The sequence below is a fragment of the Paenibacillus sp. SRL342 genome, assembly GCF_984798905.1.
This window is the reverse complement of record NZ_OZ481790.1, coordinates 5,531,118-5,553,061: the sequence shown is the minus strand read 5'-3', so window position 1 is coordinate 5,553,061 and position 21,944 is coordinate 5,531,118. Positions and strand designations below refer to the sequence as shown.

The 21,944-nt window shown below is 46.5% G+C and carries 17 protein-coding genes; 14 read left to right on the top strand and 3 right to left on the bottom strand.

The annotated features are described in order from the left end of the window. Nucleotides 1–27: 27 nt before the first annotated feature. Nucleotides 28–543, top strand: a complete 516-nt coding sequence (locus AC4E8D_RS24450) for an adenine phosphoribosyltransferase (RefSeq protein ID WP_405130701.1) — start codon at nt 28–30, stop codon at nt 541–543. Nucleotides 544–698: 155 nt separating this feature from the next. Here AC4E8D_RS24450 and uraA read toward each other — a convergent pair whose 3' ends face one another. After that, entirely contained in the window at nt 699–2,015 is a 1,317-nt protein-coding gene (uraA, locus tag AC4E8D_RS24445) for a uracil permease (RefSeq protein ID WP_405130699.1), read from the bottom strand. Nucleotides 2,016–2,389: 374 nt separating this feature from the next. Between uraA and AC4E8D_RS24440 the strand changes: the two genes are divergently transcribed. From AC4E8D_RS24440 to AC4E8D_RS24385, 12 genes are all read left to right on the top strand, one after another. Continuing rightward, nucleotides 2,390–4,567, top strand: a complete 2,178-nt coding sequence (locus AC4E8D_RS24440) for a RelA/SpoT family protein (protein ID WP_036616894.1) — start codon at nt 2,390–2,392, stop codon at nt 4,565–4,567. A 12-nt stretch (nt 4,568–4,579) separates the two neighbouring features. Further along, entirely contained in the window at nt 4,580–5,041 is a 462-nt protein-coding gene (dtd, locus tag AC4E8D_RS24435; protein ID WP_221824761.1) for a D-aminoacyl-tRNA deacylase, read from the top strand. Nucleotides 5,042–5,117: 76 nt separating this feature from the next. Next, nucleotides 5,118–5,285 carry a hypothetical protein gene (locus AC4E8D_RS24430; protein ID WP_221824760.1) on the top strand — a complete coding sequence of 56 codons (168 nt, stop codon included), beginning with the start codon at nt 5,118–5,120 and terminating at the stop codon, nt 5,283–5,285. Between the two features lie 265 nt (nt 5,286–5,550). After that, complete coding sequence (locus AC4E8D_RS24425; RefSeq protein ID WP_221824759.1) at nt 5,551–6,057, top strand: type 1 glutamine amidotransferase domain-containing protein; 507 nt, start codon at nt 5,551–5,553, stop codon at nt 6,055–6,057. Nucleotides 6,058–6,161: 104 nt separating this feature from the next. Further along, nucleotides 6,162–6,608 (top strand): hypothetical protein, encoded by a 447-nt coding sequence (locus tag AC4E8D_RS24420; RefSeq protein ID WP_221824758.1) that lies wholly within the window; start codon nt 6,162–6,164, stop codon nt 6,606–6,608. Between the two features lie 631 nt (nt 6,609–7,239). After that, nucleotides 7,240–8,508: an SEC-C metal-binding domain-containing protein gene (locus tag AC4E8D_RS24415; RefSeq protein WP_221824757.1), complete on the top strand. Its 1,269-nt coding sequence runs from the start codon at nt 7,240–7,242 to the stop codon at nt 8,506–8,508. 784 nt (nt 8,509–9,292) lie between these two features. After that, on the top strand, nt 9,293–10,546 hold the full coding sequence (gene hisS / locus AC4E8D_RS24410; RefSeq protein ID WP_221824756.1) for a histidine--tRNA ligase: 1,254 nt from the start codon (nt 9,293–9,295) through the stop codon (nt 10,544–10,546). 214 nt (nt 10,547–10,760) lie between these two features. Further along, nucleotides 10,761–12,539: an aspartate--tRNA ligase gene (gene aspS, locus AC4E8D_RS24405; protein ID WP_076329184.1), complete on the top strand. Its 1,779-nt coding sequence runs from the start codon at nt 10,761–10,763 to the stop codon at nt 12,537–12,539. Nucleotides 12,540–12,556: 17 nt separating this feature from the next. Continuing rightward, complete coding sequence (locus AC4E8D_RS24400) at nt 12,557–13,315, top strand: tRNA threonylcarbamoyladenosine dehydratase (RefSeq protein WP_145324006.1); 759 nt, start codon at nt 12,557–12,559, stop codon at nt 13,313–13,315. A gap of 243 nt (nt 13,316–13,558) precedes the next feature. Then, nucleotides 13,559–14,857, top strand: coding sequence for an NCS2 family permease (locus AC4E8D_RS24395; protein WP_221824755.1), 1,299 nt, complete (start codon nt 13,559–13,561; stop codon nt 14,855–14,857). An 84-nt stretch (nt 14,858–14,941) separates the two neighbouring features. Further along, nucleotides 14,942–16,720, top strand: coding sequence for an ABC transporter ATP-binding protein (locus tag AC4E8D_RS24390; RefSeq protein WP_221824754.1), 1,779 nt, complete (start codon nt 14,942–14,944; stop codon nt 16,718–16,720). Between the two features lie 226 nt (nt 16,721–16,946). Then, a complete protein-coding gene (locus AC4E8D_RS24385) occupies nt 16,947–19,127 on the top strand; it encodes a HelD family protein (RefSeq protein WP_221824753.1) in 2,181 nt (726 codons plus the stop codon). 125 nt (nt 19,128–19,252) lie between these two features. Here the strand turns inward: AC4E8D_RS24385 and AC4E8D_RS24380 are convergent, their stop codons facing one another. Both AC4E8D_RS24380 and AC4E8D_RS24375 read right to left on the bottom strand, forming a co-directional pair. Next, complete coding sequence (locus AC4E8D_RS24380; protein WP_490205341.1) at nt 19,253–20,113, bottom strand: DMT family transporter; 861 nt, start codon at nt 20,111–20,113, stop codon at nt 19,253–19,255. Between the two features lie 38 nt (nt 20,114–20,151). Further along, entirely contained in the window at nt 20,152–20,895 is a 744-nt protein-coding gene (locus tag AC4E8D_RS24375; protein WP_221824751.1) for an SDR family NAD(P)-dependent oxidoreductase, read from the bottom strand. A 136-nt stretch (nt 20,896–21,031) separates the two neighbouring features. Between AC4E8D_RS24375 and AC4E8D_RS24370 the strand changes: the two genes are divergently transcribed. Further along, nucleotides 21,032–21,922 carry a LysR family transcriptional regulator gene (locus AC4E8D_RS24370; RefSeq protein WP_221824750.1) on the top strand — a complete coding sequence of 297 codons (891 nt, stop codon included), beginning with the start codon at nt 21,032–21,034 and terminating at the stop codon, nt 21,920–21,922. Nucleotides 21,923–21,944: the final 22 nt, after the last annotated feature.

The window sequence follows — 21,944 nt, the reverse complement described above, 5'->3', positions numbered from 1 at the left end:
GTGTATTTATTTTAGGAGGAGATTATTTTGGATTTTAAAGATTATATTCGTGTCATTCCTGACTTTCCACAACCGGGAATCAGCTTTAAGGACATTACAACATTGTTGAAGGATGGAGAAATGTACCGCAATGCGATCAATGAACTGAAAGTGATGGTTTCTGATCTCAAAATTGACGTTATTGCTGGACCTGAAGCACGTGGTTTCGTTGTGGGCGCCCCTCTGGCATATGCTCTTGGTGTCGGTTTTGCTCCGATTCGCAAAAGTGGAAAACTGCCTGGAGAGACGATTGAAGTTGGTTATGATCTCGAGTATGGCAAGGATACACTCGCGATGCACACAGATGCGATTGAAAAAGGTCAAAATGTCCTGATCGCAGATGATCTGCTCGCAACGGGTGGAACGATTGCAACTTCCATCAACTTGATTGAACAATTGGGTGGGAACGTTGCCGGAGCTGCATTCCTGATCGAACTGTCTGATCTGAATGGTCGTGCTAAATTGCCAGAGAAAATCGATGTATTCACATTGATGAACTACTAAGTTTAAAATCTCCACTTGGAGTGTTGTGATTAAAACCTGAATTGCTTTTCCCTTTTCCCGGGAAATAATATACAGCATTAATGATTATCAAAAAGCCTGTTCTCCCTAACCTTACGGTTGGAAGAACAGGCTTTTTGATGTGTATATGATGGAAATTAATCAGGTGTTTTTTCAGTAATAGGCTGTTTTCTGGAGTCTTCATTCAACCAACCCAGCACTTCAAACAGCTTAAACAACAAGCTCATCAGGATTCCAACGATGGTTGCGAGTGCCATCCCTTTCAGATGAACGCCGTAGAAGATAACTTCTGTACCACTCAGTCCGATGACCAGTACAAGTGTAGTGAGAATCAGATTGGTTGGTTTGGCAAAGTCAACTTTCTGTTCAACCAGAATACGCAGACCGGATGCCGCAATTACCCCGAACAGAAGAAGGGATACGCCGCCCATAACAGGTACAGGGATGTTGGCTACAAGCGCCGAAAATGTTCCTGAGAAGGAGAGTACAATTGCAATAACCGCTGCGCCTCCAATAACGTATGTGGAGTATACCCGAGTCAGAGCCATAACACCGATGTTCTCACCATAGGTTGTATTCGGGGTTGATCCTACAAACCCTGACAGTATGGTGGATACGCCGTTACCAAGCAGGGAACGATGGAGGCCAGGGTCTTTCGAGAGATCTTTGCCTACAATGCTGCTCGTTACAAGCAAATGTCCAATATGTTCTACAATAACCACGAGTGCTACAGGTAAAATGGTAAAGACAACAGACCAGTCAAATGTAGGAGTGGTTACGGTTGGTAGTGAGAGGAAATCAGCATTTCCAATAGCCTGTTTATCAACCAGACCCATAGAATAACCAAGGATATAACCCACTACGATACCGATTAGAATATGAATGATTTTGGGGAATCCACGGAATGTTACGGCACCAATGACAGTGATCCCGAGCGTGGCCATGGAGAGTATAATAGGTTTCGCCTGAGGAACCCAGCTGGGATTAGCTACCGGATCGGAATTAATCAATCCGGCCATACCAGCTGCAACAGGTACAAGCTCCAGACCGATCAAAGCAACGATGGCACCCATAACTGCTGGTGGGAATACCACGTTAATCCAGCCTGTTCCGACATATTTCACAATGAGAGCTACCAGACAGAAAACAATACCTGTTATGATAAAGGCGCCAAGAGCCATCGAGTAACCGTTCTCTGGATGTTCTTTTAATATCATCGTGACAGGAGCAATAAAAGCAAAGCTGGAACCCAAATAGGCGGGGATTTTTCCTTTACACATTAGTATGTACAGCAGGGTTCCAATTCCGTTCATCAGCAATATCATACTAGGGTCGACACCGAACAGGTTCGGTACAAGCACCGTACTGCCAAACATGGCGAACAAATGCTGAAGGCTAAGCAGTGAACCTGAGCCGAGTGGCATCTTTTGATTAACCTGAATTTCGCGTTGCAATGAATTTCATCTCCTTTTCCGAAACACAAACTTTCAATAGATTACAGAGTTTCTCTTAATTAAGCAATAACATTTTTGACGTAGCAGAGCCATGGAATTTATAATTTCATGAATTTTCCTTCTATTTCAGCAAATAACGGCAATAATACATAAGAAAATAAGAAATACATCCAATCCCCTGTGAGTCATAGGGAAACGGGTTAGAAGTAATTCAGATCACCAATATAAAAATTGGATAAGCGCTCTTATTCGTCAGCAGTTGACGGGAAACGGGTGAAGCGTCATAATTATAGGAAATTACTTTTACGGGGAACCTGTGTTGCAGCACTGTCACGGGTTCCATTTGGTATAGAAAGGACACGGAACAGATCAGAATGGGCATAGAGCAATTACTCGAGAAGGCCGGGGCATATATCAAAGAACCCGATCTGGTGCGCATACGAGAAGCTTACGAATTTGCTGATCAGGCCCACCATGGACAGACGCGAAAATCGGGAGAACCGTATATTCTGCATCCGCTTGCGGTTGCCGACATTGTTGTGAACATGCAGATGGACACCATCTCCATAATAGCAGCGCTTCTTCATGATGTAGTAGAGGATACTACGGTCTCACTTGAAGAGATCCGCAATCATTTCGGCAATACGTGTGCCATGCTTGTTGACGGCTTGACGAAGCTGGAACGTATTCAGTTTCGCTCCAAGGAAGAACAGCAGAACGAGAACTACCGCAAAATGTTCATCGCCATGGCGCAGGACATCCGTGTCATCGTGATTAAATTGGCTGACCGTCTGCATAATATGCGGACACTCAAGTTTCAGTCGGAAGAAAGCCAGCGCCGGATTTCATATGAGACGCTGGAAATTTTCTGTCCGATTGCAAACCGTTTGGGTATCTCTGCAATCAAATGGGAAATGGAGGACATCGCCCTCCGTTATTTGAATCCGCAGCAGTATTACCGAATTGCAAACCTAATGCACAAAAAACGTGCGGAACGGGAGCAATATATTGATACGGTTATGGATGGAATTACGAACAAGCTCGATGAGATGGGAATTCAGGCAGACCTTTCGGGCCGCCCGAAACATATCTACAGCGTGTTCAAGAAAATGACCACCAAAAACAAGCAGTTTAACGAAATTTACGATCTGCTTGCCATTCGTATTATTGTGGATAATATCAAGGATTGTTATGCTACCCTGGGAATTATACACACGCTATGGAAACCGATGCCTGGACGCTTTAAAGACTACATTGCGATGCCAAAGGCGAATATGTATCAATCGCTGCATACAACGGTAGTTGGTCCCAATGGCGAACCAACGGAAGTACAGATCCGGACATGGGATATGCACCGGACTGCTGAATTTGGTATTGCTGCCCACTGGGCCTACAAAGAAGGCGCTGCGAACGGAAATCATTTTGAAGATAAGATTACGTTCTTCCGTGAAATTCTTGAACTTCAAAACGAAGCACAGGATGCATCAGAATTCGTAGAGTCACTCAAAATGGATTTCTTCTCGGATCTGGTATTTGTATTTACGCCAAAAGGAGAAGTCATTGAATTGCCAATCGGCTCTGTTCCTTTGGATTTTGCTTATCGAATCCATACAGAGGTTGGTAATCGTACCATTGGCGCCAAAGTAAACGGTCGGATTGTTCCGCTCGATTATCATCTGAAGACAGGTGACATCATCGAAATTTTGACGTCCAAACATTCTTACGGACCGAGCCAGGACTGGATGAAAATTGCGAAATCTTCTCATGCACGAGCGAAGATCAAGCAATGGTTCAAGAAGGAACGCCGTGAAGAAAACGTTGAAAAAGGTCGGGAGAGCTGTGAGCGTGAACTGAAACGCATGGGGCTTGATCCTTCTGCGTGGATGACGGATGACAAGTTGATGGAAGCTGCCAAAAAATATGCGTTTAATGATATTGATGACATGCTTGCGGCTGTTGGATTCGGTGGGATTACTGCTGCACAGATTGTAACCAAAGCAACCGAAAAACTGCGTAAAGAGCAGGAAGAGTCCAGTTTGCTGGAATTAAATTCCGAGATGCGCGAGCTGAAACCTGCACCTGAGCGCAGAAATCGACCAACCAACGGTATTCGTGTCAAAGGCATCGATAATCTGCTTGTTCGATTCGCAAGATGCTGTAATCCTGTACCTGGAGATGACATTATCGGATACGTTACACGCGGACGCGGCGTTTCCGTACACCGTAGTGACTGTCCGAATATCCCGACAAGTGCAGACGGTGAAGAAGCAGCACGTGTTATTGAGGTCGAGTGGGAAGAGAATATCGAAGCAAGTTACAGTGTGGATATTGAGATTACAGGCCATGATCGGAATGGCTTGCTTAACGAGGTACTTCAGGCTGTATCCGAAAGTAAAACTAATATATCTGCCGTTACAGGACGGACAGATAAAAATAAATTAGCATTGGTGCACGTCACAATTCTGATTCGTAATACGGATCATCTGCAATCCGTTGTAGAACGGATCAAACGTGTGAAAGATGTCTATTCGGTGCATCGGATTATGCAGTAAGGAGCCTGTTAGATGAGGGTGCTTGTACAACGTTGTAAAGAGGCTCAGGTGACCGTGGGAGACGAGCTTACAGGTAAGATCGAATCCGGATTAATGCTGCTCGTAGGCATTACCCATGAGGATACCGAGAAGGATGCCCAGTATCTGGCTGACAAAGTTAGTGGGTTGCGGATATTTGAGGATGATCAGGAGAAGATGAATCTCAGCCTGCTTGATGTAGGCGGTGCTGTATTGTCTGTTTCCCAGTTCACCCTGTACGGAGATTGTCGCAAAGGAAAGCGTCCGAGCTTTGCTGCTGCGGCCCGACCTGAAGCGGCAGAACTGTTATATGAAACATTTAATCAACTACTACGGGATAAAGGTATTCAGGTTGAAACCGGGCGTTTCGGAGCGATGATGGATGTAACATTTACCAACTGGGGACCCGTGACTTTGATACTTGAAAGTCCGGTTCGTCAGGAACCAGGTGCATAATTTCATAGGGTTCAGGCCATAATAAGGGATAATTCGTTGATGACTATTTCATGATCAAAGGAGTACCCATCCAATTATGCGCCAATCTGCGAAAGAAACACGTACCCGTACAGAACCTTTGTTACTCCCTGGCAACCTGTATGAATCATTGCACCTTGCCCGTTCGGCTGCAGAGTATGTTGCAACGATCTGGGCACTTCAGGATTCGGACAAAGGGAAGAAGAGTCATCTTCCGCGATCTTGAATGTTTACACAGGTATATAAATATCCGATATTTGGATTATACAGATTCTAAAAAGTCCTGATTCCTTCCCGAATCAGGACTTTTTGTCGTGAGTTGATTCTTTTAACTATTCGTTTGAGGACTTCGTCACAAAATGAAATTACACCCAATTGTTATAAATTGCTCTGGTGAGGGTAATAACAAAACGAGGCACAATGAAGTGCCAATGTACTGCAAGACCCGATTTTATAAAGAAAGTTCGAACACGGAAAGGAGAACATACGTTATGAGTAAAGTTGCTTTTTTATTGGCGAATGACTTTGAAGATTCGGAGATGCAGGTCCCGTATGACGAAGTAAAAAAAGCTGGACATGAAGTGGAGATTATCGGATTGAAAGTCGGTGAGACCCTTAAAGGTAAAGGAGGAAAGGCCTCCTATACCACAGATAAGGCGATTGGTGATGCATCCGCTTCAGATTATGATGCAGTCGTGATTCCTGGTGGATCATCCCCAGAGAATTTGCGAACGGATGCACACATCTTGAAGTTTGTCACCGAGATCAACAGTGCGAAGAAACCAATTGCAGCGATCTGCCATGGTCCGCAAATTTTGGCTAGTGCCGGTCTGTTGAAAGGCCGCACCATTACATCCTATCCACCACTTAAGGATGACATGGTAAACGCAGGAGCAGAGTTCAAGGATCATGAGGCCGTTGTGGATGGAAACTATATTACATCCCGAACACCCGAAGATGAGCCAGCGTTTGTACGTGAACTGCTAAAAGTTATATAACTTCACCCAGTTCAACTGACATACATGGATGTATCTTAACTACGTTACGTCGTGACGTTTACAAACTTCACGTTGCATTTCATTCCGAAAAAGGAGGGTTTGACATGACAAAACATATTCAGGCGTATTTTCGAACCGAAGACGAGGCAGAGGGCGCAAGAACTTCACTTCAGACGTTCCGTACAGAGCATCTGGAAGTAGGTCAGCTCGATAGTGCGATAGGTAGAGACACGCGTGTTATGGTGCCACTGGTGCCTTATAATACAGCAGGTGGCGTAGGTACCAACGGAGCAATGGGTGTAGGTGCAGCCCCGGGTGTTCCAGCCAGCGAAAATGTGATCCCTGTGGTAGCCAATGTGGACCGTGATGCAGAACGGGATACTCGTGATAGAGTGAATGAGGATGGAGACATGCTGAATGCTTCGGATGTGTCTTCGGCCGATTATGATGATCTGCATTATGTTCTGTCTGCCAAAGTAAGGGATGAGGATTATGAAGAGATTGTTCATAAACTTCGTTCCAACCATGCCTATGTGGAAGAGTTGAATTAACGTGTAGATACTTCTAGGCCCTTGCACTGCTTGACTACAGAGTCGAGTAATGTGCAAGGGTTTTTCAATTATAAATATATTAAAAAACACAATTATAAAGCGCTATCATTTTTGTAATATTACTGTAATATTAGTTACATAAGCCTTTAACATAGTGGGCTTATAATAACACACATGACCCCCTTTTTTTATATATCCTTTGAGCCTGCACACCGTGTGCAGGCTATTTTTTTTGAGCTGAGAATGTGTATGTTTTGGGCAGAGCTTACCCCTTTATTCAATTTTTGCTAGAATAGAGAGATGGGTTTATATATTCTACAGCGAATTGTTTTCATAGTTGGGCTACATTGGACGGTAATTCTAGCTCCAGCGATTGGGTTCAGGCGAATCCAATCCTATGACAGAGAGTATGAGGAACTCATCGCCAGAGTGATCCGTCATATTCCAGATGAACATATACTCGCTGAAACGGCCCCACCTTTTTTATATAAGTACAGGGCAGCCGTTTCTGCTTGATCGATGGAATTTGAAAGTTATATAGAATGCCTCGTTTGAGAAATGACACCTACAATGCTAAAGCAACAGAGTTCTCATGCGAATGGCTAGAGACAGATTTAAGGGGGAATTAGTTTTGAGTAAGGTTGGAAGAAATGATTTATGCCCATGCGGTAGTGGGAAAAAATATAAGAAATGTTGTCTGAACAAGGAGTCCTCTGCTGTAGAATCCATACTGGGGATAATATCAACGGAGCAACCGGTTCGGGAAGCCTCCATTCAGCCTGAGAGCAAACTGACCTTGACCAAGCTGAAAAAGATGGTGGCAAGCGATTTGAAATGGGAGCACCCGGCTCACGAACAGCTGGCCCTGCAGACTATTGAGAACATGAGGAACCAATACGAGCCAGAGGTAATTTTGGAAGCTCTGGTGCTATGGAACGGCTACTCCCGTCAGACCCGCCCTACTGTGAAGAAGACAGGCTCGTTCTCTGCTGCAATTGAGTATTTGCTGTCCGAGGAATACGGCTTCAATGTCTCAAAGGCTGAGCTGGCTGATAAATATGAGGTAACGACAGGCACGATCTCCCGGAAGGTTAAGGAGATGAATAGTTACATCGAAGAATACGGCATGGGCGGTGAAACGGACGAGCTATTGATGCTGAACGGTCCAGGCACATCGAAAGACAAAGCACAGGCTCTGCTGTCTAAGGCGAGGGAAGCGAGCTCTTCCAAACGGAGAGTACATCTGGCGGAAACAGCGCTGGAGATGTATCCTGACAGCTCTGATGCGTATCTTATTCTAGCTGAGGAATCGGACAGTGAGGATGATGCACGATCTTACCTCAAGGAAGGAATCGCTGCTGGCAAACGTGAACTGGGCGAACTGTTCTTTGAGGAGAACAAAGGGGACTTCTGGGGGCTTCATGAGACTCGTCCCTATATCCGGATATGTAAAAGTTATGCCGAATCCTGCTGGTTTGGTGGAGATACGAAAGAAGCAGCTCAGATCCTGGAGCATATGCTAGAGCTTAATACGGAAGACAATACCGGAGCACGTTACCTGCTCGCTGCTGTGTATTTGTACAGTAACCAATTGGAACAGGCAGAGCAATTGCTGGAGGAGTATGGAAAAGGTGACGCCGCAGCGGCCTTTGCCTATGACAAGATTATTCTGGAGTATAAGAAAAACGGAATCACCTCCCAGCTCAAAATGCTGTACCGTGTGGCGCGGGGTGTGAACAAACATGTGCCTGATTACCTGTTGGGTTTGAAGCGATTGCCGCATAACCTCCCTGACTTTGTCGGAATGGGCGACTCCGACGAAGCGATTGAATATGTCATTATGCATTCCCGTTTATGGGCGAGCGCGCCGGATCTGTTGAAGTGGATGCTGCAACAATAGAGGAATAAGAAGCGAATAGAAGTTGGAATTCATATGATGAATCCAGCTTCTATTAGCCATATTTTCTGTGGACTCCTCATACCATGCTGTGTGTGAGCAAAAATTTCTAGAGCTATCTTTTCGTGTTAACCCTTGACTTTAGCACTGCGGTTCATTACAATCAGAAAATAATACGTTGACTACAGTCAATACAAGTCGATTTTTGAACTATATTACTGATTTGATGACGGGACCAAGTACTCCGTGCCCACATGACCAGAGAGGAATCCCAAGGCTGTAAGGATTCTCTTGATGAGCGGACGAATGACTTCCCCGAGAACAGACGGCGAACACAGCAGATATGATCTGTTGACCAGTAGCTGGCCTGCGCAGGACGTGCGTTACACGTAGAGCGGAATATCTGCTTGATCAGAATGCCTTGGGCAAACCTGAATCATCAGAGATCACCTGAACGGCTAAAGTGTCAGGTTTCCGGAATGTGGGTGGTACCACGGGTGAATGTATATTACACAATCTCTCGTCCCTTTGTTTGCTGTATTTACAGCGACAGGGCGAGGGATTTTTTTGTTCTATAAGTTGATTTAAAAGAAATACACGAAAACGGAGAGGGCAGAAAAAACCTGTAAAAGCGAAGCGTTCGCCTTTATCACCGGATTTCCACATTATAAAATTAATTCGAAAAATCTGGGGATAACAGCGATTGTAAGGTTGTTCTGCCTGCGCAGTGATCACGTGTAGAATTTTTTAACTTTTAGAGAAAAAAATCAATGCTGGAGGGATCAAGATGGCTTTTCAAAAACCGACTGGAACGCAGGACTTACTGCCTGGAGTTGTCGAGAAATGGCAGTACGTAGAAGAAAAAGCACGAGATCTGTGTCGACGGTTTAATTACCGTGAGATTCGTACACCGATCTTCGAACAGACTTCTTTATTTGTACGCGGTGTAGGAGAGACTACCGATATCGTTGAGAAAGAAATGTATACCTTTGATGACAAAGGTAATCGCAGCATGACTCTTCGTCCGGAGGGAACAGCGGGTGTTGTCCGTGCGTATGTAGAGAATAAAATCTACGGTGAACCGGATGTGAGCAAGCTCTATTACATCGGTCCGATGTTCCGGTATGAGCGTCCGCAGGCAGGCCGTCAGCGTCAGTTCCACCAGTTTGGCGTAGAAGCCATCGGTGCGCTGGACCCGGCAATTGATGCCGAAGTAATCGCACTGGGCTACCAATTGTGCGTAGAGCTCGGCTTGAAGGATGTCAAAGTGGAGATCAACTCCGTGGGTAACTCAACCAGCCGTGCAGAATACCGCGAGACATTACTCGGGTTCCTCAGACCGATGAAAGACAGTCTATGCAAGGACTGCCAGTCCCGCATGGAGCGCAATCCACTGCGTGTACTTGACTGCAAAGTCGATCAGGACAAATTCGTAGGGGCACCGTCCATACTGGATAGCCTGGATGAAGAGTCTTTGAACCACTTTGCCAAGCTGCAGTCATACCTGGATGATTTCGGTGTGGATTATGCTGTGAATAATCGTCTGGTGCGGGGCTTGGATTATTACACACTGACTGCGTTTGAATTAAAAGCCCAAGGTATTGGAGCAATCGATACGGTTGGCGGCGGCGGTCGGTACAATGGTCTGGTTGGAGATATCGGCGGACCTGATCAGCCTGGCATCGGCTTCGGTATTGGTCTGGAGCGTATTCAACTGATTCTGGAGCATCAAAACATTGAGGTTACTACGCTGGCTCCACTGGATGTGTATTTTGTTGCTCTGGGAGAGGCAGCTGATCGTGAAGTGAACCGTCTGTTGTTCAAACTTCGTCAGTCTGGACTGTCTGGTGAACGCGATTATCTGGGCCGCAAGATGAAAGCACAGATGAAATCAGCTGACCGTTTCAAATCCCGCTATACTGCCATCCTTGGTGATGACGAGCTGGAGCGTGGTGAGATTGCCCTCAAGTCGATGGATACAGGTGAACAACAAACTGTGAAGCTGGATGATCTGGTAGCGGCTATACGCGAGGGTAAATAAGCACGAAGTGTTATATTAAATCTTAAAACATTCAAGTAAAACAATTGATCCGGCAAAATCACTGAGGTTCACTGACGTTTCCGACTAATTGGAAGTTGGCGAGCCAGAGGTAATATGCCTTTTCGAATACATGGTCTACACGTAACCGGACTGTTGAAGAGCAGGCACTGACTGCCCATACAGAACGGAAATTCACATAATGAGGAGTTTGGTTATGAAAAGAAGTCATCATTGCGGCGCATTAACACCCGCACACATCGGTGAAACAGTAACATTGAACGGTTGGGTTCAGACCCGCCGTGACTTGGGGGGCGTACTCTTCATCGACCTGCGTGATCGCAGCGGGATTGTACAAGTTGTCTTTAACCCGGCTTATTCCGGTGAAGCTCTGCAAATCGCAGATCGCGTACGTAGTGAGTATGTTATCGCTGTAACGGGTAAAGTTGTTAAACGTGATGCAGAAACAGTTAACAAAAACCTGCCTACAGGCGAAATTGAAGTTCAAATTACAGAAATCGAAGTGCTGAACGCGGCAAAAACACCTCCATTCTTCATTGAAGATGGTGTTGAAGTTGATGAATCCCTTCGTTTGAAATATCGTTACCTGGACCTGCGTCGTCCGGAGATGTTCGAAACACTGAAACTGCGTTCCAAAGCGTCCAAAGTGTTCCGTGACTACCTGGATGGAGAAGAATTCGTTGAAGTGGAAACACCAATCCTGACCAAGAGCTCCCCGGAAGGTGCACGTGATTATCTCGTACCGAGCCGTGTGCATGAAGGTGAATTCTTCGCCTTGCCACAATCCCCGCAAATCTACAAACAATTGCTGATGGTGGGTGGCGTTGAGCGTTATTATCAGATCGCTCGTTGTTTCCGGGATGAGGATCTGCGTGCAGACCGTCAACCAGAATTCACTCAAGTCGACATCGAGACTTCTTTCTTGCAACAGGATGACCTGCTGCCGATGATGGAAGAACTGATGGCCAAATTGCTGCGTGAAACCAAAGGCATTGAGCTGGAACTGCCTTTCCAACGGATTACGTATGCAGATGCAATGGGTAAATACGGTTCAGACAAACCAGATCTGCGCTTTGGTATGGAACTGGTTGAAATGAACGATATCGTAGCGAACAGTGGTGTGAAAGTATTTGCTTCTGTCATCGAAAAAGGTGGAGAAGTGAAAGTGCTGAACGCCAAAGGCTGTGGCACATGGAGCCGTAAAGAGATCGATGATCTCGGACCATTTGCTGCACGTTACGGTGCGAAAGGTCTGGCTTGGATTCAAGTGAAAGACGGCGAGTTCAAAGGGCCAATCGTGAAGTTCTTCACGCCTGAAGAAATCGAAGCGGTCAAAGAACGTACTGGTGCTGAAGATGGGGACTTGCTGCTCTTCTCCGCAGACACTAAAAAAGTGGTTGCTGACGTTCTTGGCGCACTGCGTCTGAAAATCGGCCGTCAACTCGGACTGATCGATGACAGCAAATTCAAATTCGCTTGGGTTGTGGACTTCCCACTCCTCGGATATGATGAAGATGCGAAACGTTATGTAGCAGAACACCATCCGTTCACACGTCCAAAAGATGAAGATGTACATCTCTTCGACACTGATCCGGGTGCAATTCGCGCTCAAGCCTATGACCTTGTTCTCAATGGTTATGAAGTAGGTGGCGGTTCGATGCGTATCTACAAACGTGATGTTCAAGAGAAGATGTTTGCTGCCCTTGGACTCTCACCAGAAGTAGCGAATGAGAAATTCGGCTATCTGTTGGAAGCATTCGAATATGGAACTCCACCGCATGGTGGTATTGCCTTTGGTCTGGACCGTCTTGTGATGTTGCTGGCGGGCCGCACGAATCTGCGTGAAACGATTGCCTTCCCGAAAACGGCAAGTGCAACGGATCTGCTCATGAATGCACCTTCCGAAGTGGATGATTCTCAATTGGAACAACTTCACATCCGTGTAGCCCGTAAACCGGTAGCGGAAAAGAAATAAGGAGGCATCGATTCTCAATGCTCCATCAATTTTCAAGAACAGAACTTGCGATCGGACCTGAAGGTCTGAACACATTGAAGAATAGTACAGTAGCCGTGCTCGGTATTGGCGGTGTAGGTGGAATTGCTGTAGAAGCTCTTGCCCGCAGCGGTGTAGGTCGCATCATCCTGATTGATAAAGACGTTGTGGACATCACCAACATTAACCGCCAGATTCATGCGCTGACCACGACAGTAGGGCAGAAAAAAGCGGATCTGATGGTGGAACGTGTGAAACTGATCAATCCGGAATGTGATGCGATTGCCCTGAATATGTTTTACACGGAAGAAACGTATGAGGAATTGTTCAAATATGAACTGGATTATGTGCTGGATGCATCCGACACGATTATCTACAAAATCCATCTCATTAAAGAGTGCCTGAAACGTAAAATTCCGATGATCTCCAGCATGGGTGCGGCGAATAAAATGGATCCAACGAAATTCCAGGTTGCGGATATTTCGAAAACGACCATGGACCCGATTGCCCGTGTTGTGCGTACCACACTTCGTAAAGACGGCATCAAAAAAGGCGTGAAAGTGGTCTTCTCGACTGAAAAACCGATGAAGCCGCGTGAGGACGTAACACAGAAAATCGTTCCCGAGAATGCTCCGGAAATTCGTAAGGCCAAACAGCCACCTGCGAGTAACTCATTTGTGCCTCCGGTAGCTGGACTGATTATGGTCAGTGTTGCGATTAAGGATTTGTTAGAAATTGCAGAGAACAAGCAGCAGTAACTTGCTGCCAACAGAACAGCGTGGATGCTGACAAGGCATCTGCGCTTTTTTGTGTGATCATACTTCGCAAGAGAGGAGCGGATGGGACGTCAATCGTCTATGATAGCTGAACTGTATTCATAGATAAATGTCAGAGTTACGTCATGTACTTCAAAGTCAAAACCGTGTATGATATTCACTGCTGCGCGAAATGATGATACATACATAATGAATTTGCGGCTAGAGAGAGGGGAATAGAACGAAATGAAACACGGATGGATGACCAGACGTCTTGGCATGGAGCCAGGAGACCAGTGGAAAAAGGAAATTGTGGCGGGAGCCATTTCCTATTTTGCCGTGGTCTATATCGTTATGGTCAATGCTACAATTCTTTCCGATGCCGGTATGCCCTTGCAGGCGGCCATGGTTGGAACCCTGCTGACGTCCATTGCAGGCTGTTTGCTCATGGCATTTGGCGGAAAATCACCGATTATCGTTGTGCCCGGCATGGGGATTAATGCATTTTTTACGTATACACTTGTACATTCCATGAAATTAAGCTGGCAAGAAGCGCTGGCCGTTGTAACCGTTACAGGTATACTGTTTGCCATTGTTGCGTTTACGTCACTATACAAAATGATCAGCGAAGCGATCCCGAAAAATCTACAGCATGGCATTACGGTCGGGATTGGTTTGTTTCTGACATTTATCGGTTTACAAAAAAGTGGAATCGTTATTGCGCACCAGACCACATTTGTCGCGATTGGGCACTTCAATGATCCAAACGTCATTACAGCCTGCGTTACACTGGTGATTGCCTTGATTTTATTTATACGTAACGTGCAGGGTGGACTTCTCATCAGTATTCTGGTCGGGACAGGTCTTGCCTATGTACTTGGAGCAGTAAACCCGGGCGAGTCCGTATCAGCGATGGATGCGCTGCGTCAATACGGTGGGTTGTTTGGCGAATTGTCTTTGATGAAGCTAGCTGATGTTGCATTTTGGATCGCGGTATTTTTGCTACTGCTGATTGTGGTGTTCGAAAATATCGGATTAATTACGGCTCAGACACAGATGATTGGTCGTCCAGAGCGGTTCAAAGGAAGTCTTCGCGCCCTATCGATTAGTACCGTGCTGGCAGGTATATTCGGAAGTAGTCCTCCAGTTGCTGCAGCCGAGACTACAGCCGGAATTGCCGCAGGCGGTCGCACAGGTTTGACTCCGCTCGTTACAGCCGTGTTATTCGGGGCTACTTTTTTCTTCATCCCGCTGCTCGGTTACATTCCGGACAGTGCAATTGCTCCCATTTTGATCATTATTGGTGGCCTGATGGTGCAAGGTGTGAAAGATATGGATTTTGGTGACTTTACAGAGGCGTTCCCGGCATTTCTGATCATGGTCATGATTCCATTTACATATAGCATCGTGGACGGTATGGCGTTTGGGTTTATTGCCTATCCACTAGCGAAGCTGGCAGCAGGTCAAGGTAAGCAGGTGCCTGTAGTCATGTATGGCATTTCCATCCTCTTTTTAGCCAATTTTGTGTTACATGGTATCTTGTAAAGCTGTGTTAACAACAAAAGGCAACGTCATGTAACTTCATACGTATGATCTCTGGTGAGCAGATGGAGAACGGGAGGAACGGGAATGGAAGAGCAGCAACAAACAGGGCAGAATGAACCGAAGGTGGGAAAAAAGGGATTCAAGGATTTCGTCAAGCTTATCGCTTCTACGAACCCGCCAAAACTGATCCTGATTCTGGCCCTCATTTTAACCCTGATTCAAACGGCGGCCGGACTGATTGTGCCACTGATGACCAAAGGTCTGATTGATGGACTTACCACTTCGGCACTGAACAAATCTGTTATTTTATTGTTACTCGGGGCATTTGTGATTCAGGCGATTGCTTCGGGTATCAGCATTTATATGTTGAATTACGCCGGACAACGCGTGGTCGCAACACTTCGCACCAAGCTGTGGAACAAGGTCTTGTCGCTGCGAATGCCATATTTCGATCGCAATCGGACAGGCGATACGATGAGCCGGATTACAAATGATACAAGCCAGATCATGACGTTGATCGCAGATTATTTGGTGTCTTTTGTATCCAACATTGTTGCCGTTGTGGGTGGTGTGGCATTACTGTTCTACTTGGATTGGGTGATGTCGCTCATTATTCTGAGTCTGGTTCCACTTACGCTGCTAATTCTTCTGCCTGTGGGTAAGAAGATGTACAAGATCTCCAAGAAACAACAGGACGAGATGGCAGGTCTTACGTCCGTGCTCAGTCAGGTTATTGGCGAGATCCGTTTGGTCAAAGCCTACGGTACGGAAAAGCAGGAAGTGGAAGCAGGGGATTCCCGGATTCGTAAAATGTTTGCTTTTGGCTTGCAGGAAGCACGCATTCTTGCTTTGATCGGTCCCTTGTTTACATTTGTCATGACTGCCGTACTGGTCGTTATTCTGGGTGTGGGGGGAATGCGTGTAGCGTCTGGCATGCTGTCACCGGGTGAACTGGTCGCGTTCATATTACTGTTGTTCCAGGTCATTATGCCAATGGGACAATTCACGACGTTATACTCCCGTTTGCAGAAAGTTGTAGGTGCAACGGAGCGCATACAAGCCATTCTTGCCGATGAGGAAGAGCCACATGACAGCACCAAGGTAGCACCAAAAGGAAATGAGACGATTGCATTCCATGATGTACACTTTTCCTATGTTACAGGTGAGGAAGTGCTGCATGGGATCAATCTGACGGTACCTACACAAAAAGTGACAGCCATTGTCGGTCCCAGCGGTAGCGGCAAATCAACACTGTTCTCTTTGATGGAGCAGTTCTATATGCCCGATTCAGGCCATATTTCATATGGGGGACAAGCGATAACGGATTATTCTTTGTCTTCTTGGCGCAGTAAGATCGGGTATGTGTCTCAGGAAAGTCCCCTCATGGCGGGTTCAATCCGAGATAATATGACCTACGGATTAAACCGTGAGGTCACGATGGATGAGATCAGAACAGCGGCAGAGATGGCGTATTCGGCAGACTTTATAGACAAGTTGCCACAGGGATATGAGACGGAAGTGGGCGAGAGAGGAATTAAGTTATCCGGGGGACAACGTCAACGGATTGCTATTGCTCGTGCCTTATTGCGCAGTCCGGATATTCTCATGTTGGATGAAGCGACATCCAGTCTGGACAGTACCTCAGAGTATGAAGTACAACAGGCTTTGTCCAACCTGATGGAAGGCAGAACTACGATCGTGATCGCGCACCGATTGTCCACTGTGGTGGATTCCGATCAGATTGTTGTATTGGAGCATGGACATGTTACCGGAACAGGAACTCATGCGGAATTGATCAGCAGTCATCCGGTATACCGTGAATTAGCGCAGAAACAGTTTGTGGCACAGGAAGGGCAAGATTGAAGTCAGAACTAGATCGATAACTGTTTTTCAAAGATAAGGTTCAAAAATAGTTCAACTTAAGACCGTTGTTCATTCGTTCAGTACGAGCGTGAGCAACGGTTTTCTTTTATGAGATTCCCAGGTTGCTGTAGCTTTTTACACATCAATATGATATAGTGGGTATCCTTTTGCGTCGTCAGTGATTGGCGATGCAGAGCAAAACATATTCTTAGGAGGTAACTGAAACATGTCAGACAGCTTTCAAAGTGCCTATCAAGAAGAAGAGTACAGGTTAGAGCGAACGATGGAGGAAGTGGACAGTCAGTTGGAACGACTGCAGAACATTCCGGTATACACCGGCCACGACTTCACAGAACAAGTGCTGGAAGCTGGACGCGAAGAGCGCCGCACCGCCTTGTCCAAGAGCGCGCAGCAACCCTATTTCGGACGCTTGGATTTCGAAGAACAGGGCAGTGGTGCACGGAAACCGCTGTATATTGGCAAAATCGGCGTAGACCGCGAAGAGGTGGGAGAGCATCCGCTCGTCATCGACTGGCGTGCTCCTGTCGCAAGCCTGTTTTACTCATTTACGGGAGGGGAAGCCTCCGCTACGTATGAAGCCCCGGAAGGGCTTATCGAAGGTCTCGTATATCTGAAACGAAACGTTGTCATTCGGCAGCGGATATTGGAACGTGTGGCGGATACATATAACCGTGACAGCGACCAACCAGCGGTATCTGATGAATTCCTCGTTTATCGTCTGGGAGAGAACAAGGATAACAAACTGCGTGACATCGTATCTACGATTCAGGCGGAGCAGGATCTGATTATTCGTGCAGCGAGAAACACTGCATTGATCATTCAGGGTGTAGCTGGATCTGGGAAAACAACGGTTGCCCTGCATCGGCTTGCCTTTTTGCTATATCAGTACAAGGAGCAGGTATCTGCAGAGAAAATGGTTATTTTTGCGCCCAACCACATGTTTCTGGATTACATCTCGGATGTGCTTCCGGAACTTGGAGTAGGGGACATTCAACAGCGGACATTCCCGGATTGGGCGATGAACCTGCTGGGGCTGGAAATGCCTTTGGCGAATACGTCGGATACATTGAACACCTGGTTCGAAACTCCAGATGCGCGGCCTGAATTAAATGATGATGTACCTGGACGTTACAAAGGATCCATCCGTTTCATGGAGCTTATTCGAGAGTGGCTCTCGGGCATGGAAGCGGATTCCGTACCGGATATGGACTTCAGTCCATGGGATGGTAAGGTGCTCAGCAAGACGGAGATCGAGAACTGGTTCGGTGAGGAATATAAGCATTATCCACTAGCCAAACGCAAAGAACGGGTCATGGCGCGGGTTCACCGCTGGATTGAGATGGAACTTAAGAAACCGATGCCAGAAGCTGTGCGCAAAGAACGCAAGAAAAAAGCGTCTACTCGTGAGAAAGCTTATGCCAAAAAATGGCCGCAATACGAGCCGCTTACGTTATATAAACAGCTGTTTAAAGCTGCAAAGGGTGGTTCTGTTCCAGCCTCGCTCAGCGGGCTCATCCCCAAAGGCGTAATGAAACAAACGGCAGCAGATCTGAAACAGGATATCGTCCGTGAAGAGGATCTGCCTGCATTGGTATACATTCATACATTGGTCCATGATATTGAGGGTTCGGAGCGGTTTGATCATGTCGTGATTGATGAAGCGCAGGACTTTTCCCCTTTTCATGTGGCGTTATTGGATCAGTTCGTCAAAGGGCATTCCTTCACCATACTGGGTGACTTGTCTCAAGGCATTCATGAGTACCGTGGTGTTCATGCGTGGGAAGAGATGAGTTCTTTATTTCCTGAGGAACAGAATGCATACTTTGCGTTAACCCGAAGTTATCGTTCGACGATGGAAATTATCGATTATGCCAATACGATTTTGGAACGTGGTGTCAAGAGCGGGATTACGGCGATTCCTGTTTTCCGTAGTGGTGATCCGGTTCGGACGTTGGCTTATGGAGGCGAAGGGCGGACGGCGAGTCTTGAAGAGGCTTTGAAGGTGTTAACCGTCAAAGACTACCGAACGGTCTCCATCCTGACTCGTACACTGCATGAAGCAGAGGAACTTCATCGTGAACTTCAGGACGCAGGCTGGGATCTGAATCTGATCGATGGTGGCAAAAAGCAGTACACGGGTGGACACTCCGTTTTACCAGTCTATCTGTCCAAAGGGTTGGAGTTTGATGCCGTTATTGTGGCAGACGTAGACCAGAAGCATTATTTGCCCAATGCGGGTGATGCAAAGCTGTTGTACGTTGGTTGTACACGGGCCTTGCACGAATTGTGGTTGTTCCACGAGGGTGATTTGCCAGAATACGCGGCTGCAACACATAATCCCGACGGCGAGCCGGTAACCGTTCAAGGTTGGCCAGAGCTTGGTTAGATAAAGTTTGTTTATACAACAAAAGGCATGACGTTCATGGGAAAGTCCCATAAGCGCATGCCTTTTTCTGCTTTTGTGCGAGAATTGCTTAATCTTCCGACGAAGGACGATGGAGGAGTTCAAGTTTATGTTACGCTATTTCTCATTCTGGATGAGCGACGGTTCACCAGGAATATGCCAACACCAATAAATAAACCACCTGCTAATGCAAACCATTGAACGTGTTCTCCTAGTAAAATCCAACTCGATAATACACCAAAGAACGGTGCCAGAAACAGATACGAACTGGTTTGGGCTGGGTCACTATTCTGAAGCAGATAAAACCAGAGTGAGAACTGAATGATGGAGCACACAAATGTTAACCAGAGCAGCGCCATAACCGAGGTGGTATTGACCATAAAGTGAGGCTGTTCAGTCCATACGCTCAGCAGAAGAAGCGCAGCACCTCCCGCGAGCATCTGATAGGCTGTTAAGACAAAAGTATCGTAGCCATCGCCCCAGCGTTTGATGAGCAATGTGGACACGGCAAAGGAGATCGCACCACCAAATCCAATCCAGGTTCCGGGACTGAAGCTCATCTGCCACCCAAAAGTTAACATAATCCCGATGAAACCGAGTATAACACCGATCCACTGACTAAAACGGTAGGTCACTCTATATAAGAGAGCACTGAGGATAATGACCAGTAGCGGATTGGTAAACGTAATAATGGCGGATTCACCGGATGTAATCCAGTTCATGCTGTAGTAGGCGCAGCCCATCACTCCTGCGGATTGGAACAGACCAATGAGGATTATTTTCAACCAAGACTGCCATCCAGTAGGCAAAGGACGTTTACGAAGGAACAAGGCCATCAAGCCACCTGCCAGTATATAACGTATGCCCATGAGCAGGAAAGGTGGGGCATATAACATGCCGATCTTGCCAACTGGAAAAGAAGTACCCATGATTAGCGTTGTCAAAATGATCAAAATTGTATACTTCAAGGGTTGTATAATCCGGGTATCTTTATCATGACTAGAGCTCATAACGTCTGTCCGCTATCTACAGTAATTAGTTGCCCGGTCATGGATTGCTGTTCCAGCGCAACACAGATCATGTGTGCGATATCTTCAGGTGAGGCAATATGCTGTAATAACACTTTTCCACCAAGACGATACATTCGCTCCTCGTTTCCAGCCCACCACCTTGTAGCAACTGCGCCAGGGACGATAGCATTCACCCGAATGTGTGGTGAGAGTGCGTGCGCAAGTGATAAGGTCAGACCGTGAACTGCCGCTTTGGAGACGGCGTATGGGAGAGAGGAGCCCGAACCCGTACTGCCTGCGATACTGCCCAAATTCACGATAGAGCCACCGCCAGCCTGTCTCATACCTTCCGTCACTGCACGAGCGCAATGAAACATGCCTTTCACATTCACATCAACCAGCTCATTCCAAATGTCATCTGTAACAGACTCCAGATCGTGCATGGGGATATGGTGTGTGATTCCGGCGTTATTTACAAGGGCAGTGATCGGGCCATAGGTTTCAGTTATTGTAGTGAACATCCGCCGGACATCAAGATCATTGGCAACATTAGCTTGAACGGCGAATGCATGGCCTCCTGTATCCAAAATGTGTTGAACAGTCTCTCTTGCTGCATCTTGTGAGCGGGAATAGTTGACAGCGACCAAGGCTCCGCGTTCAGCGAGCATCTCACTTACAGCACGACCTATACCTGTTCCACCACCTGTGATTAGAGCAACTCTATTTTTCCAGTATGTCATGCTGAACACTCCTTATCATCAACCAGTCAGATGACTGGTTTGGGATCTACATGAATTGTAGTTCGGTTTACACATGAAGTATAATGATTGGTAATGAAGCCGATATCATTTTGAATGATGTCAGAGTGGGGGGACCATGGAGAGCGGGGATCTTAGAATATTTCAGTGTGTTGCACAGGAAGGGAATCTGACCAAAGCTGCTTCTAAACTGGGGTATGTTCAATCCAACGTAACGGCACGAATCCGGCATCTGGAAGCAGAAGTAGGTACAACGTTGTTCATTCGTCATAACCGAGGCATGACGTTATCTCCAGCCGGAGAGATGCTGCTGACCTATGCAGATAAAATTATTGGTTTGCTGAATGATGCTTCCAAGGCGCTTCGGGCGAAGAGCACACCATCGGGTCCAATGCGAATAGGGTCTACACAAACCTCAGCGGCCGTGCGACTACCTGAACTTTTCGTCAGATATTATAAACAGTATCCAGATGTCTCCTTGTCACTGGTTACTGGCAATTCGCAGATGCTTATGGATCAGGTTATTGGGTATGAATTGGAAGGGGCTTTCATTGGTTGTCCCTGTGATCATCCCGACATCGTTTCTATTCCCGTATTTGATGAGGAACTATTTGTTGTTTATTCTGGTATGGGTCCTACGGATGAAGATCTTAAGAGTAAACCCATTCTTGTCTACAGCATGGGGTGTTCCTATCGTCAGGTTTTGGAGGAATGGTTAGAGGTGGGTGGTGTTACCCGCCCAGTAATTATGGAATTCGGAACCCTTGAAGCGATTATTAGTGGGGTTACGTCCGGCATGGGAATTTCCTTATTACCAGAGATTGTGATTAGGCATCAGATCAAAAATGGATTACTGCGCACGCATACACTCCCCGTAGGTATGAATCGCATGATGACTCATTTTATTACTCGCAAGGATGCCTTTGTCAGCAGTGCACTTCATGCATTTATGGCTATGTTACCGCGAGAGTATGATATGATAGAGAGTGGAGAACCATCAGAAGTGTAATTGTAATCAAGGCAAGGCAATC